The sequence below is a fragment of the Microcystis aeruginosa NIES-4325 genome, from assembly GCF_008974145.1.
Taxonomy (GTDB): domain Bacteria; phylum Cyanobacteriota; class Cyanobacteriia; order Cyanobacteriales; family Microcystaceae; genus Microcystis; species Microcystis aeruginosa_G.
Genome location: NZ_BJKP01000012.1, coordinates 21,736 through 37,542 on the forward strand (window position 1 = coordinate 21,736; position 15,807 = coordinate 37,542).

Below are 15,807 nucleotides of genomic sequence, written 5' to 3' on the forward strand. Positions count from 1 at the left end.
TTGGGGGATGTAAAAATATATAAAGATGTGCTTAATCTCGGTTCAAAGATAGATTGATTAGGATAAATTGAATTATGTGGTTGACTTAACGACATGAACCAACTCATCTATAAAGAAAGAGGAAAAACACAAATGTCAATAAATAACCTAGTAAAAATTTCTTCCACTGTTGTTTTACTTTTGGGAACGATAGGAACAACAACAGCAACAGCATCCAGCATATTTAGCTTCACCACGGTTGCTAATAATGGGGATCTCATACCTGATTCAAATCGAAATTTTAATAGTTATAACCAGCCCTCTGTCAATAGTGATGGATTGGTAGTATTTCGCGCCCGCAGTCAAGGAGGGCAAGGACAACCGATCACAGGAATTTTCACCAGAGATATGGCTGATTTAGTCAATCCTGGCCCAATTTTCTCCCTGACAACTCGTGGGAGCATTGTTCCCAATCCCAATAATACAGGAGCAATTTTCAACGAATTCCCTTCCTTTCCGCGCATCGATATCAACTCCGATACTGCTGCTACTAGAGGACAATCGCGGCCGGTTTGGGAATTTTCCCTTAACGGAGTTGACACTAGAGTTGGTACGGCGGGTATTTATACTAATCCCAACGGTCAGCTAATCACCGGGGCCAGTCAATTGGGGAATGTACCCGGGTTTGAATACTTTCAAGTACCCGGTGCGCCCACTCAAACCCGATTCGATCAGTTTCCCGGCGCGCCCTCGCCAACGAATGGCAATATCATCGTTTTTAAAGGTAATTGGACGGATTTAACTGCCCCTGTAGGAGAGCAAAGTAGAACAGGGGTTTACTTCCGTGATCTGGTGGCCAATGGTGGCAATGCCCCCGTACAATTAATCGCCGATAGCAATACTCTCATTCCTGGCGAAGTTGTCAAATTTGGTTCTACCGCTCCTCCAAGTGCCGCCGGCGGAAAGGCGGTTTTTCTCGGAGTCGATAATGAAGGAAGTCCCACTGTTGGCGGTATTTATTTATCTTCTCTCCTGAACAACCCAACGGAACTGGAAAATGTGGTCAGTATCGGTGGTTTATCAAGTATAGTTGGCCCCGGGGGACTAAAAGCGATTGGCGAGGCTCTCTCTTTTGATGGCAGAAATGTTTCCTACTGGGGGGCTTGGGGGACAGAAACCTTCTCCCAGATTGTTTCCTGTCCAGAGGAAGGTAATCCAGAACTGCTAAATTTTTGTTTAGGGGAGTCTAACAACCCCAACAATCCTAACGCGATCGGTAATGGTCAATTTAAATTTGAGATTCTCAGCAATCAAGGCTTTTTTGTTACCGATACTGAAACTCTGGAAACTCGCTTAATCGCTCAAACTGGCCCTGAGTTTGTTACCTTTCTCTCTTGGAATTTTTCGGGACGCGCCCCCGGAGAAGAAGAGGAAGGTGAATTAGCGCGCTGGCGCAGCGCCGCTTTTGTGGCTGTGGACGGTTTCAATACCTTATTTAAAGCTACGAAGGGTTCAATCGATAATCTGGGATTTTTGCAACCCTTATCCGATGGTATCTATCTTCAACTTGGTGACGGCACTCCCATCGTGACTATTGCCGAAACGGGAATGGATGGCTCGGTATTAGACCCCGAAGCGGCGGGTTTGCCCATTACTTCTCTCGGTATCGAACGGGATGGTCTTCGTAATGGTTGGCTGACGCTCGCTGCTAGTATGGCTAACGACGAAGATAGTTGGGCTGGGGTTTACATAACTCGGACATCTACAGTTCCCGAACCTTCCAATCTTTCTGCCCTTATTGGTGCTGGTGTCGCTATTGGTGTCGGTTCCTTGCTCAAGCGCAAATTCAACCGCAAATAAAAACTCGGCTAAAGCAGGGAAACGCTCCTGAGAATTAGATCCGTCTAGCTGTAAGGAGATGTTTCCCTATCGTGTCTGCTCATTTTTGTCAATTACTTGTAATATTTCTTTAATTAATTCTCAGGCAATTGTTTCTAAGTCAGCAGCCCTGGTAGACTGAAACAGCTAATTTCTGTGTGTTACAGTGTTTCTCCTAAAGATGAAGTGTAACCTAATTTGGTATCGAAGACCGACTCCCGAAAACGAAAACTTCCTACCTGATCATTAAGATAACTGCTATCAACAGGTTTGGGATCTTGCTTGAGAAAAATTAATTTTTGCTGTCGGAATGTTCAATTTGCTATAACTTCGGTTGACGGAATTGATAAACATCAGCGATCGCCTGTACCCAACCATTAGCAACGGATTCTAATAATCGATCGCCTTTTGCTTTACTTGCATTAGTAGCATCTCCCATCACTCCACTTTTAGTTAATTCCTTAGTTAACCAAGCAAAGGGTAATTTTCCTTCCATAGTTAACAAACTATTTTCTGGCAAACCTTGGGGATATTCTCGGACGGCGCGCTCAATTTTTACCTGTTCTGGCAGTAATGATAACATAATGCTAGTTTCCACATCTCCTGCGTGAATACCGTATTCTAATTCATATTCCGAGAATAATTCAGCTGCGTTGTGGGGAACTCGCCAAGTGAAAAAAGGAAATACTAAAAAATCGGGATATTGTTGATGAATATCCCTAGCGGCAATTTCCATAACTTGCGGTTGTCCGCCGTGAGAGTTCATTAATACTAACTTGCGAAAACCCGAACGATAGAGACTTTCAGCTATATCTTGAATGAGGGTTAATAAGGTGGCTGCCGAGAGGGTAATCGTGCCAGGGAAAGACCAATGTTCGTTAGATTTTCCGTAGTAGAGACAGGGTAAAGCAAAGGCAGGAATATTATCATCTAACTTCTCGAAAGCTTTGCCTAAAACCCCTAAACTAATGGCAGCATCGACGGCAATAGGGAGATGGGGTCCGTGTTGTTCGATCGCACCGATGGGCTGAATAATTACCACATTTTCCTTATCTGGCATTGAATCTATATCAGTCCAAGTAAGATAGGGAAAATAACGATGAGGGGGAATAAAACCGTGCATCATAATTTTATTGGGGGTGAGGGATTAGGGTTAGGGGAAAAATTACTGTTTATTTGGTAATTTTATCACTAATTCTTGGCAAGGCTGCCAATCGTCTTTATAGGTAATGGCTTGTCAAAACTAATCCCCATAGCAACAAAACCTGTTTCATTAATTATAATCTGCAATATCGTCGGGCAAAACACCAGGGGTGACTTGTTTTTTTACCCTTGTTACTGATCATCTTTAAGCCTTTTTTTAAGTATTGTTGTTTTGATTTTTTCGCGGTGGTTGCCAAAAGACGGTTAACAATTCCATTTCGGGTTCGTAGTAGATTGTTACTTGTGCCATAGGGTTTCTCCTTCTTTGATTGCATCAGTTTGGTAAATCATAAGCTAAGACGCATTTAAAGCACTTATTCTTAAGATTAGCCGAATCTCCCCCAATCCCTTTACTGTTGCCTCTTGCCTCTTGCCTCTTGCCTCGTCTCAACAAGCAATTTAAATGCGCGGGCAGCTTATCAGGATGCGATCGCCGCTTGAGCAATCATATAGTCAATGGCTTGCGGGTTATCAATCCGTTTGGGAGTCTGAAGAATTTCGATGCCAACGACATTTCGGTTAGAGTCAAAGTCCAGGATAATGCCGGGGGTTTCTTCATCACTCTCGTCAATCTCCACATCCTTGAGGGTAATCCGAATCACATCTACTTCGGGGTCATATTTGATTTTCATGGGTTCCTCCAATGTTTTTTAATTTCGAGGACGCGATCATAATATTGCTGCCTGCCGACCTATTTCGACGCTGACAGTATCAAAACGGTTATCGCTAGGACGATAGGATAAAAGTTCCATGCCAATGGGTTCGCCTGTTGTTTCATCTTTAATTAAAATCACGCCATCACCCAGTTCTGTGGCAATTTGATTTTTTCGCGGAGGTTGCCAGAAAACGGTTAACAATTCCATTTCGGGTTCGTAGTAGATTTTTACCTGTGCCATAGGGTTTCTCCTTCTTTGATTGCATCGGTTTGATAGGCTGTGATTAGAAATCCATCTCCATTTAAGCGTCGGGCGACGGCAACGACCCATCGCTTTTCCTTCAAAGTTAGGTAAAATAGCAACAGGTTTGGATCGCGGCTACTGCGACGAATTTCATCGGGACTGTTCAGCGCTTGTCTGACTTCGGCTTCGAGGTCGGCAATGTCTGGATGTTTGACGATTAGTTTTTGCCAATATTCTTCTGAGGTACGGACGGTGAAGTTGAGGGGAGTAAGGACTTCAAATTTACTCATCAGTCATCACCCCCTGAGTCTCTGCCCATGCGGTATTTGATGTCGTAGTTGATGATGAGGTCGAGTTCTTCGTCGGTGAAGCAGTAGTGTTGGGCAAGGACGCGATTCTCCACAGGAGAGGCTGCGCCAACGATTTTGTCAATAATGGGTTTTGAGAGGCTTTGAAAAAATATATAGCGTTTTTCAGTCTGCTGAGGTACAAAAGTTATGGGTTTTAGGCAAAAGGCAAGAGGCAAAAGGCAAAAGGGAAGAAAAATAGGTGTACCTCACTAGCTTAGGAAACGCTATAGATGGATTCATAAACTTGCTTGTAATTGTTGTAATGGTTTCATCAGGGGAGAAAGGTTATTTTGAATCGTTGACCAGGTAATTCGTAGATTTACTTGAAAATATTCGTGAGCCATGATATTTCTCATGTCACTCATTAGCCGCCAGGGAAGTTCAGGGGCTAAGGCTTGAACGTCAGCAGGAATATTAATCGCGGCTTCACCAATAACAATTAGGTCATAAAGCACGGCTTTAACGATGGTTTCATCTTGACTAAATTGATTAAAACTCATGTCAGCAGTCCGGCTTTGAATGCTATCAATGGCGTTGAGAATATCTTGAATTCGTTCTTTTGCAGCTCTAGAAGACATGAATGGCTTCCTCCAAAATCGGTTGCCTGAGATGTTCCTTGAGAGCGTCAACTGTCCCTAAGTCAACAGGACATTGAAAAAGATCTTCCAGATAATGTTTGATGCGAAAAAAATCAAAGAAGCCAATAGATTCATCTAGTTCCACTAAAATATCTACATCACTTTGAGAGTTGGCTTGATCACGGGCAACGGAGCCAAAAAGATTGAGCGACTTAACTCCTAACTTTTGTAGCTCCTCTTGGTGAGATTTAACTAGCTTGAGTGCATCCAACTTTCTCATAGTTTTACCTTTTACCTTGTTACATTTAACTTTCACTATCTCTGCCCATGCGGTATTTGATGTCGTAGTTGATGAGGTCGCCCTTGTTCTTCGTCGGTGAAGCCCCAATCAGTTTTTGGGTGTTGGGCAAGGATGCGATCGATTCTAAGTTTAGGCAATTGCAAACCCCGTATGAAGTCGAACTTCGGGTTCATGGAAACCAAGCACGATATCTTCTTTGGGAATGCCTGCTTTAAGGAGTTCATCGGTAATACCATCCTCGGTGCCATCATATTGCACCCAAACTTTTCCATTGGCAATTTCAAGGTGCAGTAAAATACTATGCAAATGGCGCTGGTGATCCCAACCTTCAGACAAAATAATATACTGGTCAGTTTCAGGATCAAAGGCAGCACGATTTTTGACGTTGACGTTGGCATAGGTAATGTCAGCGTAAGGTTTGAGAACATTACGGATAATTTGCCGATAAGTATTTAAGCGATCCATCGAGTGATAACCTCCTGATCAGGGTTAAATGTAAACAGCTTTAAAACTTGATTCTCTAAAAGAATTTGTCCGACTTCTTGTTCAAATAATTTTAAGAAGCTGGCATCACGGATGGCTAGGTAGAGGGTGCGTTCAGGGTCAATTCGGCTCAGAATGTTTTGATATAAGACGTACTGACCGAGAGCCGTTTCAAGATCGCGAATTTCAGAAGGACTGATAAAGCTTTTGATCTCGACAGCTATCTTTTGGGTGTCTTTTTCAGCAGTGATGAGTTTTTCACCTGCTAGATCGATGAACAGATCTTTTCTGCCAATTTTTAGGTTGTAGGGATCGTGGGTGATGATCCAACCATCCTTAATCAGAGCTTGTTTGCAGTTGTCGTGATAAATATCTTTGGCTGGCATAGATACTAATCCTCTCCTCCGCTATCGCGACCCATTCTGTACTTAATGTCGTAGTTGATGATGAAGTCGAGTTCTTCCTCGGTGAATCCGTAGTGTTGGGCAAGGATGCGATCGATTTCGTCAATTATGGGTTTTGAGAGTCTTGGCTGAAAAGACTGGATAGTCAAAACACCATATTTACCATAATTATTTGTTAGGTCTTGAGAATTTATCTGAAAATCCTGCATTAATTCATTTGCAAGACTACTAAGAGTTGGTACCAACTCAGATTCAATTTCATTCATTGATAGCCTGAATTCTTCAATTTCTCTTCGGTTAACGTTCCTAACGTCAGAGTAGCAATTAAAAAACCAGAAGAACAGGCTGGAATTCAAGGCAGCAATCGCAACATCCCTTAATACATTAGATGAAAAAGAGAGCATCTTTAATTCTGATGGTTCAACTACTTCACCCTGACTATTAACGATTCTGGGTACAAAATCACAAAATTGAACAAAGTATCGAAGTTTTCTTGTATAATAAATAATACTTCGATTACCCTTTGAAAAGAATGCCTTTAATGGCTTTTGTTCAGACAATCGTGTCAGTATATTAGCCTCTATAGCTGAAGATATTTTAGGGATTGATGTACTGACTAAATGTAATAAATAATTGTGCTTTACAAATTTAATTTGAGCAAAAAGATTGTCTCTTTCCTCTGCAAGCCATCGCTTGTATCCTTCGAGATAAGATAATGTTTGTATTTCTTCACTAATTTTACTTGTAAGCCATATAGTCAAACGTTTCTCAACTCCAGTAAATAATTTGGAAGGGCGTTCTGCAAAATTCAGGTTCCATGATATATATTTCTGCCCCTTAAGGAGCTTTCGTAAGGAGTCAAATCCATCGGTACTTACGATAGATATGGGAACAATCATACCGATCCGCCCTTTCTTGAATAAAAGACTTAAAGAACGCTCGATCGTAAATGCATATAAATCCGAGCAGTCTATAGTCTTAAACTCTCGAACCCTGTAAGTATTCTGTACATTTTTGTACTCAACATAAGGTGGATTACCGATAATCACATCAAAGCCACCGCGATTAATGATGCTGTAAAACTCCACAAACCAATGAAACAGCTGATGACTTTCCTTCCATTTCTGAAAAGCCCCTGACTTTTTCGACAAACCCAACTCATATTCTTCCGCTAAATAGCGATCCAACTCCTCCCGCAATTGTGCCAAAGCCGCCTTTAATAACCGCTTAGATTCTGCAACATCCGCACCCGCAATAGAATCTTGCACTTGCAGCGACTTAAACCGCTTAAACTCCATATCCGCCGCCACCGCACCCTGCACAATCCGATTCAACACCCCATCATCAAAAATTAAACGACCTTGCCCGGTTTGGGTATCCCTGGCCATCGCCTCGCAAACTTCATTCAGCGACGCAAACCCCACCAACGTATTACCCGGCCGAATATTAAAATCAATATCCGGCAACGGTTCCAGTCCAAAGTTTTGCTTCTTGGGTTGCGGTTCCATCTGCGCCACCAGCTTCAGGAATAGCCGCAGCTTACAGATTTCCGTCGCTTCCTCCATGATGTCCACACCATAGAGGTTGTTGAGCATGATCGACTTCAGCACAAAATAGCGCGGGTTGGGGTGTTTTGCCATCTCCGCCAACACCTTGCGGAAGTATTCATAACGCGGTTTTGCCTCTGGTTCCTGTGAGAGCCTCAGATCATCCTCATCGACAAACCCCTGCATCCGTTCCAAACAAGCTGTATAGAGTGGCTCCAGAATATTCAACGCCGCAAACAAAAACGCCCCCGATCCACAGGTCGGATCAAGCACTGAAACCTGCTCGATCGCTTGATACAATGCCTTCAGCAAATCCGAACTTTCGCAACTGGTGATCACATCCTGGGCAAACTGACGAATATCTAGGTTGTAGGTAATCAGGTCATTGATCTGGGTAACTTCTCCTGCAGCCAGTTTTTGCCGCAATTCCAAGCAGCGTTTGCGCCGCGCCACATACTCCCGCCAGGTTTCTGTGGGTAGGGCAAATCCATCGGCGGCAGGCTTATTCCAGCCGCCTCGTTGCGAGACATCCTCAATACCAGCGGCAATCTCAGTCGGGAGTTCGATATCTACACCCTGACGAACCGCAGGATAGATGTAATGGTCAGGATTTTCCCGCAGCAACGCCCATACCGCCCCTTCTGGCTCAAACGCAACCTGACAGCCCTTCTCTGCCTGATCAAATAAAAAGGGAAGAATCGTGTTCTTGCTGATGTATTCGGTGATGTCTTCCTTGGTGTAGTACGCCCCCATTTGCTTCTGGTTGATGTACTTCTCAAAGATGTAGCCCAGTACATCCGGGTTAATTTCGTTTTGGTTGCGAAGCGGTCTGTCGTCTAAATGCCAGTCGTACTCATCAAAAAAACTAAAGACCTGCTCAAACGCTGCATCGGGAATTTGCAGGGTGCTGTCATACTTTTCCTCCAACTGATGGACTTCAAACAAGCCGCCATTTAGATAGGGAATTTTGCCCAAGAGTTTCTCTAATTCAGGATTGCGATCGGGCTTGCCTAACCCCTCATGGAACAGCTTCAGCAAAAACTGTCGATAAAACGAATGAAACGTATCCGTTCCCCATTCTGCCTGACACCGCTTGAGCCGATTTCGCAAATAATTAATATCGCCATCCAGAAAGTTTTTCTTTTGGATGAAATAAACAAACATCAGCCGATTGAGCATCAGCGAAGCATACCAGGTGCGACCAAATTCTGACTGAATACCTTGAATAAATTGAAGAAATTTCCCGTGTTCCTTTTCAAATCGGGTAAAAAATTTCTTGGTGACTTTCTCGACATCAAAAGCTTTTTTGACTCGCTGGGCAACTTCCACCAGAGTTAGCTTTTCCTCTTCCGCAAAGGCGATCGCCAACGCCTCTAACTTCTGCAACAACCGCTCCGCCGACTGTCCCACCTGATATTGCTCAAATCGAGGGGCGAGGGGTTTTCCCAGTTCTTGCCGCACCCACATCCAAATTTGTTGGGTTTTGCCCTCATCACCAAATACCAACAGGTGGGATTTGCTGTAGTCCGTCAGTTGGCGATCGAGCTTCACCCGGATTGGACGGGTTGGAATTTCTGGGGTGATGCACTTGAATACAGTGAAGCCGCGCTTTTGAGTAATAGAAACCACCTCAAAGGGTTCGCCATCCACCTCAAACGGTAACGTGACGCGATCGACCGTATCCCAGCCCAATTCTTCAATGAACAGAGACTCAAAATCAAACTTCTGGAGATACTTTTGGGCGCGTTGGCGATTCAGTGGCATAGAGTTAAGGGCTTGGAGAATTAATCAGCAATACATCTGGAAATATGAATGATGTCAAGCCTAGTTCAAAGTCTGAGGAAAATTAGGGTCGAAAATTTGCTCTGGTGTGTACTGACAATCGGCGGGTAAATCTTGATCGTCCAAGGGCGTTTCGCGCACCACTAGATCAATCCCAGATTGATAAGCGTAGGCGATCGCCTCTTCTAGATAAGGCTTGAGGCTAGGGTTTGCTTGCATCAGTCTTTGAATCGCTCGTCGTTGTTCACGAATAGTAGCTTTCCAGCTTTTGCTACGGCGTTCGGGCTGGTAGTCCCACTTAAGAAGATGACCAAGCAAGATTGCTAAACGGTTCTCTAATTCTTGCCGCTGTTGTTTACCCAAAGATTCAATTTCCTCGACCAAATTCACAATATCTAATCCCTTAAAATCGCTTATTTGGAGTAACTTAGATTGCTCCAAAGTCCAAGCATAAAAATCTGTTTCATAGAGGTTGGATTGCATTGTTTCTTCTCCTAAGTAGGTAGGCGTTAAAAGTTGTCAGATGCCCCCCTTATTAAGGGGGGATTAAAGGGGGGACTAAGGGGGGATCGGCACCCCCCTTATCAAGGGGGGATCAAGGGGGGATTAAAGGCAAAATCCATTTTTAATTTAATTATAACCAGCTACTTAGTTTCAGTCATAGGTTGTTTTCTCAACAGGGGGAAATACTGGGAACCTGCCTCTACTTTAGCCTCTAAATAATCCCATCGAACAGATAATTCGTGCTCCGTCTTGCCGTTCCTCCGGGTTGATCACACACAAAGCATCATGCTCCCGCAGAAATGTCACCAGTTTTGCCAACTGCTCATCACTGATGCCTGCTTTAAGTTCCCTGTTGAGGCGAGCGATCTCGCGTAGCGAGCGCGTTGCGACCGCATTTTGCTTTAACGGATGCTGGTTGATTTCTTCGATCGCCCGTGACCGGTTTTCCCATTCCGTCCCCATGGCCAGTAGAGGCGTGGTTTCACGGATCCGTTGGGTGTAGGCCATCAGGCGATCATAAGTCCGTGCCGCTGCACTGCGCTTATTGCCCAAAGTACCCGCCACCGTTTTGGTTTGCTCCGCGATCAGTTCCGCCCCCCGTGTCACGAGTTCATGGTGCTGGGGATGGCGGGGCAAAGGCGGAGTATCAATGCTGCATCGCGCCATACGCAAGATTCGCATTTGCGACTGGGTAACACTGTTGCCGTCTTTGTCTACCCATGCCAAAGCATCGGTGCCGCTATCCGTGCGGAGGTACAACAACACACCCTCTGGATCAGATACTGTAGATTCATGCTCCCGTGTGGAGTACACCACATCGGGCAGTTTTTCGATCATCCCTTTCAGGGCAGGGTTGGCATCGATCGCACTTTGCCAGATCTGCAACGCCTCGGAGGTTAGATCCACCTCCCCTTCATCGGCTTCATCCAGCACCCCCGATCGCTCATTATAAAGATTTAGCAGCATCTCCCGCGCTTGTTCATCCTCAAAAAAGGCTTCATCGGTGCCTACCACTTCTTGATTTTCGTTCAGGCGATCGCGCAAACGTCCCCGCAGGTTAATCAGCCGTTCCACCCCCTCCGCAGGCAAAAACGAATAGCAGAGAATTTCGTCCGCCTGCTGCCCAATCCGGTCTACCCGTCCTGCCCGCTGAATCAGACGAATAATCGCCCAGGGCAAGTCGTAGTTGAGAATGATGGCACAATCTTGCAAGTTTTGCCCCTCACTCAACACATCCGTCGCCACCAACACCCGTAATTGCTCGGCTGCTGGGATGGATTTTTCATTACTGATGGGACTAAACCGCCAAGCCAGAGCCGTCGGGTCAACCGATTGTCCCGTTGCTAAGCCCACTTGCTGAATGCCCTGGTCTTCGAGCGCTTTTGCCAGATACCGAGCGGTATCGGCAAACTGAGTGAAAATTAGCACCTTATCTGTAGGATGTTGCTGTTGAAGCAAATCCACCAATGCTACCAGCTTGCCATCCTCAACTGGGTTCCAACTACCCGCCAGTTGCAAAATTCCAATCAAAGCAGCAGCATCTTCAGCAAGATGCTGCTGCAACTCTGGACTAAACAGATTGGCACGAATCCACTTAAACCGACGCGGGTATTGATCTCGGTATAAGCGATAGATCTCCGCTGCCCGTTGAGTAAAACTCTGCTGCGGGTCAATGTCTTCTTCATCCACAGCCTCAGTTGTCTCTTCAGAACTTTCCCAGTCCTGATTCAGGAGCGAATCGACCTCTTCATCGTTTCCCACCTCGTCCAGCAATGCGGCATCTTGGGTGCCAATCGGCAGAGGAAGATCGTGGGCGATCGCATGGAGATAGACATAATTCCGCAGAATGTGTCGTTCCAACGACTGGATAAAGGCAGCACCGCTACTCTCTAATCGCTTGAACAAATTCGTGCGGCAAAAGCCCATCAATCGCTGCCCCGCATGGGAAAGATTGGCTAACAATTGCTCTTCCTCAGCACTAGCAATCGGACTGGCTAGGGGCGCAATGTATAACCCCAATCCATAGCGGGGCAAATTGAGAGCGTTGATGATATCCACCACGCGATCGGCATATAGCCTGGCATAGGGATCGCTCTGGGGTTCTCCAATGATGAATCGAACCGTCTGAGGACGACGGTTCGGGAAATAGGATCGCCGCCCATCGGCAAATTCCAGATAGTACCGTTCCCCATCCTGTCTGGCATAGGTATTTTTGATAAAACTGCGGGTTCGCCGCACCATGTAGCGACTCATCAACTGCTGCCAGTCCTCCGGCTCTGGACTTTGCTCAAATGCCAAGAGCGATCGCACCGGGCTGGTGTTATGCCTGCGGCGAAACTGCATCTCACCGCCAATGCTGCGAATGTAAGCTTCTGGCTTAATGCCTAAATCGGCATCGGGACGCAAAAATAACTGCAACTGAGCCGACAAGTCCAGATAGGTCTTGTTGTAGGGGGTTGCTGTCAACAAAATACATCGACTGCCGCTCTGCTCAATGTAATCCTTGATGGCTTGATACCGCTTGCCCTCTTTGTTTCGCAGATTGTGACTTTCATCAATCAACACCAACCGAAACCGCGCTGGGACATTGGGCAATTCTTTTTCAACGCGGCTTATGGGAACCACCTTACCCCGCAACCCGTAGCGATCGATGTAACCCTGCCACATTTTTTCCAGGTTCTTGGGGCAGATAATCAGCGTACTGGTGCCGTAGTCTTCCTCGCAGAGATGGGCGATTGCGGTTCCCACCAAGGTTTTACCCAACCCCACCACATCGCCAATGATCACCCCATTCCGCTTACTGACATGGTGTGCCGCAATCTGCACTGCCGCTTCCTGAAAGGGCAAAAGTCCAAAACTGGCAGGAGCGCGATACTGACTCAACCCATCTCGTGCTTCCTGGGACAGGTGATACGCCATTTTTAGATAGACCAAATAGGGTTTGAGCGATCGCCCAGCCCAGCTTTCATCGATAATTTCCGCTAATTGCTCCGTAATATCCAAGCAAAAGCGATCATCCCAACGCTCTTCAAACCACTGCTCCAGCTTACTTGTATCATCCCGATCCACCACTTCCACATTTAGCTCACCCTGAGATCTCAGTCCAGAAAGGGTCAAATTACTGCTGCCCACATAGCCAATGATGGGCGTGGCGCGATCTCGGCGATAAATCAGATACAGCTTGGCATGGAGGGGATGCCGCAAAAACAACTTGACCTGCAATTTGTGGGCGAAGAGTTGCGATCGCAACCGATGCAAACCCTCCTCATCAGCGGCACTGGGAGCACCATAGGTTAGTTGCTCGCGGAACTCCTGTGCCATCAAGGTTTGTAACCGAATCGCCTGCCCCTGATCAATCCGATCTGACTCAACCCCGATTGCTACCGCTTGCCGTAATTCCTCCTTCGGCAAACGGTACATCCCCACCAGCAATCGACAAGCCTGCCCCTCACTACCCTCAAACCGCTCAATATCGGCATCAATTTGTCGCCATCCCCGCAAATTAAAATAGCCCACACAGAAATCAGCACGGTAGGCTTGCTTCAGGTAATGTTGCAACTCAGGCAGGATGGGTTGCTCGATATTGTCGTAAATACTGGACATGGATTTTATACAGAGCAAGATTTTGGGCTGACGTGATTAATCATATTCGGCAGGTTTTCAATTGGCTAAACGCTACCCTTAACCTAAGCAGCACAACTATTGATTACACGGAAACTTTCTATATAACACTCTCTGGGGTAACGATATGGGTCAACTTTTTGTATGTCACTCTATTTAGGCGCAATCGCCAGAAACTTTCCCTATATTACGCCCAAAAACCTGTTAGCCAGATTAGCTTACTGCAAACAGCCTCCTTTAAGGATACTGATCACAGAATCCTTCCAGAATTTTAGCAAAGATTCTTAGATATGACTGCACTTTGTCACAAAATTTTACTATTATTTTGACACTCTTAATGGTTAGAAGGGAAACATTGATCGCGAAGTCTGGTCAATTTTTGTCCAACGCATTTCAGGAAACGACCTAAATAAGTAGCTAGACATAATTAATTACACATATTTAACGACCTGTTGCCTATTCTAACCAAGAAATTAATTTTGCACCACTACTTATTACTTAATTACTGTCTATTTTGTAATTTTATCACTAATTCGTGGAAAGGTTGCCAATCGTCTTTATATGTAATGGCTTCCCAAACCGATTCGATTAGCGGTCTAAGTAAAGCGGTCTTAGGATTATAATGCGTTAAGGTATCGCCAATTTGAGCCAAAGAATCTGAGGGTAATTGATTTAAGACCAAACTATATAATTCTCGCCAACGTTGCCAATCAGCTTTCGGTAAATCCATATTTTCAATAATTAGAGAACTATTTTCTCGCCAACCGTAATTAAATTGTTCACTGAATTGATAGAAAAATTCGTGATAACCGAGGCCAGTTTCTTGGAGAACTTCCACGGTTTTGCTGACCAGTAAAGCAGATTCGGGAGTAAAAATATCCTCAAAACCTAACTTTTTAAGCATCATTTTTTGATAATAAAAATTGTAATGCTGGTCATAGTTAGCCAAAGCCATATCTAACTCTAACAAGGAGACAACCATGGCTAGGGGAGATTGCAGTAACTCTAGATTTAAACGACAGATAAAAGGCTGATTACCATAACTATAACGGCCGCCGTAGTCGAAATAAGCCGCCGTAAATTGGGGATTATAGGAAGGAATAAAAGCGTAGGGACCATAATCGAAACTTTCCCCAGTAATTGACATATTATCGGTATTGAGAACCCCATGACAAAAACCTGCGGCCATCCATTGGGCTGCTAATTTAGCGGTTCTTTCAATCAAAGCGGCGTAAAATTTTAAATAGCGCTCGCTATCTTGAGGGTCGATTTCAGGATAATAATAAATAATCACATGATCGAGGAGTCTTTTAATTAAATCACTACGTTTAATATGAAATAAACGCTCAAAAGTCCCGAAACGAATATGAGAATTACTAACTCGAATCATCACCGAAGATCGCGTCGGGGAAGGTTCATCACCGCGCCAGAGGGATTCCCCCGTTTCCACCAAACTGAGACAGCGAGAGGTATTCACCCCTAAACTGCGTAAAGCTTCCCCAGCTAAGACTTCTCTAACTCCACCCTTGAGAGTTAACCTACCGTCCGCATGACGAGAATAGGGGGTCCGTCCCGATCCTTTCGTACCAAAATCGTATAATTTGCCATCAATACCCCTAACTTGACCGTAGAGAAAACCGCGACCATCTCCCAAGAAAGGATTATACTCGCCAAATTGATAACCGTGGTAACGCAGGGCTAAAAAAGGGGTCAGGGATTGAAATTTACCAAAAGCCTCGATAAAATGCTCATCTAAGGTTAATTCTGGCTGGATTCCCACCAAAGGTAATAAAGCATTATTGCGAAAACGAAGAGTATAACGGGGAAAATCCGCAGCCGCAACTTGATCATAGTATTGGTCCCCCAAGTCCTGCATGGCGCTTTCGTAAGGGAGACTGAGAAAGGGATTGGTGAGATGGTCTGTCATAGTGGTGGTGTCGATCGAGCTTTGAGGCGATAATGTGATAAAGATAGCCAAAAAATTTTCCTACTGAGACAATCAAACAGCGATGCCCGATTCTATTATGTATCAAGGGGACTATTTTCTTGTCCTTGAGGTCGATCAACCTGAACAATTCCAGACTCCCGACCAGTTACGGGATAAGTTAAAAGATTTAATCACCGCAAAACCGGAGATTTGTCCCCGACAATTGACGAAATTCTCTAGTTTTGAGGAAAAAGCTCTCTATCTGCGCGATAATTATTGCGAGTTAGACCTGGGTGAGGAGGGTTATCTACAATGGTATGTGGTCCGTTTGGAAAAATAAGGGAACCCGCT

Annotated in this window: 14 protein-coding genes; 2 read left to right on the forward strand and 12 right to left on the reverse strand. The window is 45.0% G+C overall.

The window, feature by feature from the left end; translation table 11 throughout:
- Window positions 1-318 precede the first annotated feature (318 nt).
- Window positions 319-1,839, forward strand: a complete 1,521-nt coding sequence (locus tag MiAbW_RS08645) for a PEP-CTERM sorting domain-containing protein (RefSeq protein WP_238707226.1) — start codon at window positions 319-321, stop codon at window positions 1,837-1,839.
- 340 nt (window positions 1,840-2,179) lie between these two features.
- Here MiAbW_RS08645 and MiAbW_RS08650 read toward each other — a convergent pair whose 3' ends face one another.
- The 12 genes from MiAbW_RS08650 to MiAbW_RS08715 form a co-directional block, all read right to left on the reverse strand.
- Window positions 2,180-2,983, reverse strand: coding sequence for a creatininase family protein (locus MiAbW_RS08650; protein WP_151695780.1), 804 nt, complete (start codon window positions 2,981-2,983; stop codon window positions 2,180-2,182).
- A 496-nt stretch (window positions 2,984-3,479) separates the two neighbouring features.
- Window positions 3,480-3,692, reverse strand: a complete 213-nt coding sequence (locus tag MiAbW_RS08655; RefSeq protein WP_151695781.1) for a DUF2283 domain-containing protein — start codon at window positions 3,690-3,692, stop codon at window positions 3,480-3,482.
- A gap of 36 nt (window positions 3,693-3,728) precedes the next feature.
- A complete protein-coding gene (locus MiAbW_RS08660; RefSeq protein ID WP_151695782.1) occupies window positions 3,729-3,956 on the reverse strand; it encodes a hypothetical protein in 228 nt (75 codons plus the stop codon).
- The gene (locus MiAbW_RS08665) at window positions 3,944-4,249 is read right to left on the reverse strand and encodes a hypothetical protein (RefSeq protein WP_151695783.1); all 306 of its coding nucleotides are present in this window, start codon (window positions 4,247-4,249) and stop codon (window positions 3,944-3,946) included. Before MiAbW_RS08665 ends, MiAbW_RS08660 begins: the two co-directional genes overlap by 13 nt.
- A gap of 296 nt (window positions 4,250-4,545) precedes the next feature.
- Window positions 4,546-4,887 carry a HepT-like ribonuclease domain-containing protein gene (locus MiAbW_RS08670; protein WP_151695784.1) on the reverse strand — a complete coding sequence of 114 codons (342 nt, stop codon included), beginning with the start codon at window positions 4,885-4,887 and terminating at the stop codon, window positions 4,546-4,548.
- Window positions 4,877-5,167: a nucleotidyltransferase family protein gene (locus tag MiAbW_RS08675; protein WP_151695785.1), complete on the reverse strand. Its 291-nt coding sequence runs from the start codon at window positions 5,165-5,167 to the stop codon at window positions 4,877-4,879. Before MiAbW_RS08675 ends, MiAbW_RS08670 begins: the two co-directional genes overlap by 11 nt.
- Window positions 5,168-5,317: 150 nt before the next feature.
- On the reverse strand, window positions 5,318-5,653 hold the full coding sequence (locus tag MiAbW_RS08680) for a XisI protein (RefSeq protein ID WP_002799944.1): 336 nt from the start codon (window positions 5,651-5,653) through the stop codon (window positions 5,318-5,320).
- The gene (locus MiAbW_RS08685) at window positions 5,641-6,057 is read right to left on the reverse strand and encodes a XisH family protein (RefSeq protein WP_151695786.1); all 417 of its coding nucleotides are present in this window, start codon (window positions 6,055-6,057) and stop codon (window positions 5,641-5,643) included. The genes MiAbW_RS08680 and MiAbW_RS08685 overlap by 13 nt, the downstream gene beginning before the upstream one ends.
- Window positions 6,058-6,062: 5 nt before the next feature.
- Complete coding sequence (locus MiAbW_RS08690; RefSeq protein WP_151695787.1) at window positions 6,063-9,386, reverse strand: Eco57I restriction-modification methylase domain-containing protein; 3,324 nt, start codon at window positions 9,384-9,386, stop codon at window positions 6,063-6,065.
- Window positions 9,387-9,446: 60 nt separating this feature from the next.
- Window positions 9,447-9,887 carry a DUF29 domain-containing protein gene (locus MiAbW_RS08695; RefSeq protein ID WP_002781855.1) on the reverse strand — a complete coding sequence of 147 codons (441 nt, stop codon included), beginning with the start codon at window positions 9,885-9,887 and terminating at the stop codon, window positions 9,447-9,449.
- A 225-nt stretch (window positions 9,888-10,112) separates the two neighbouring features.
- Complete coding sequence (locus tag MiAbW_RS08705) at window positions 10,113-13,511, reverse strand: helicase-related protein (RefSeq protein WP_151695788.1); 3,399 nt, start codon at window positions 13,509-13,511, stop codon at window positions 10,113-10,115.
- A 520-nt stretch (window positions 13,512-14,031) separates the two neighbouring features.
- Window positions 14,032-15,507, reverse strand: coding sequence for a protein adenylyltransferase SelO (locus MiAbW_RS08715; protein ID WP_172967355.1), 1,476 nt, complete (start codon window positions 15,505-15,507; stop codon window positions 14,032-14,034).
- Between the two features lie 31 nt (window positions 15,508-15,538).
- On the opposite strand from MiAbW_RS08715, the gene MiAbW_RS08720 reads away from it, so the two are divergent.
- Complete coding sequence (locus tag MiAbW_RS08720; protein ID WP_151695789.1) at window positions 15,539-15,796, forward strand: chlororespiratory reduction protein 7; 258 nt, start codon at window positions 15,539-15,541, stop codon at window positions 15,794-15,796.
- The last annotated feature ends 11 nt before the right edge of the window (window positions 15,797-15,807 follow it).

Bases quoted from the DNA above. Each gene is read 5' to 3' on its own strand.
- MiAbW_RS08705 (WP_151695788.1), bottom strand. From the start codon at position 13,511: ATGTCCAGTATTTACGACAATATCGAGCAACCCATCCTGCCTGAGTTG.
- MiAbW_RS08670 (WP_151695784.1), bottom strand. From the start codon at position 4,887: ATGTCTTCTAGAGCTGCAAAAGAACGAATTCAAGATATTCTCAACGCC.
- MiAbW_RS08675 (WP_151695785.1), bottom strand. From the start codon at position 5,167: ATGAGAAAGTTGGATGCACTCAAGCTAGTTAAATCTCACCAAGAGGAG.
- MiAbW_RS08665 (WP_151695783.1), bottom strand. From the start codon at position 4,249: ATGAGTAAATTTGAAGTCCTTACTCCCCTCAACTTCACCGTCCGTACC.
- MiAbW_RS08680 (WP_002799944.1), bottom strand. From the start codon at position 5,653: ATGGATCGCTTAAATACTTATCGGCAAATTATCCGTAATGTTCTCAAA.
- MiAbW_RS08720 (WP_151695789.1), top strand. From the start codon at position 15,539: ATGCCCGATTCTATTATGTATCAAGGGGACTATTTTCTTGTCCTTGAG.
- MiAbW_RS08695 (WP_002781855.1), bottom strand. From the start codon at position 9,887: ATGCAATCCAACCTCTATGAAACAGATTTTTATGCTTGGACTTTGGAG.
- MiAbW_RS08690 (WP_151695787.1), bottom strand. From the start codon at position 9,386: ATGCCACTGAATCGCCAACGCGCCCAAAAGTATCTCCAGAAGTTTGAT.
- MiAbW_RS08660 (WP_151695782.1), bottom strand. From the start codon at position 3,956: ATGGCACAGGTAAAAATCTACTACGAACCCGAAATGGAATTGTTAACC.
- MiAbW_RS08655 (WP_151695781.1), bottom strand. From the start codon at position 3,692: ATGAAAATCAAATATGACCCCGAAGTAGATGTGATTCGGATTACCCTC.
- MiAbW_RS08650 (WP_151695780.1), bottom strand. From the start codon at position 2,983: ATGATGCACGGTTTTATTCCCCCTCATCGTTATTTTCCCTATCTTACT.
- MiAbW_RS08685 (WP_151695786.1), bottom strand. From the start codon at position 6,057: ATGCCAGCCAAAGATATTTATCACGACAACTGCAAACAAGCTCTGATT.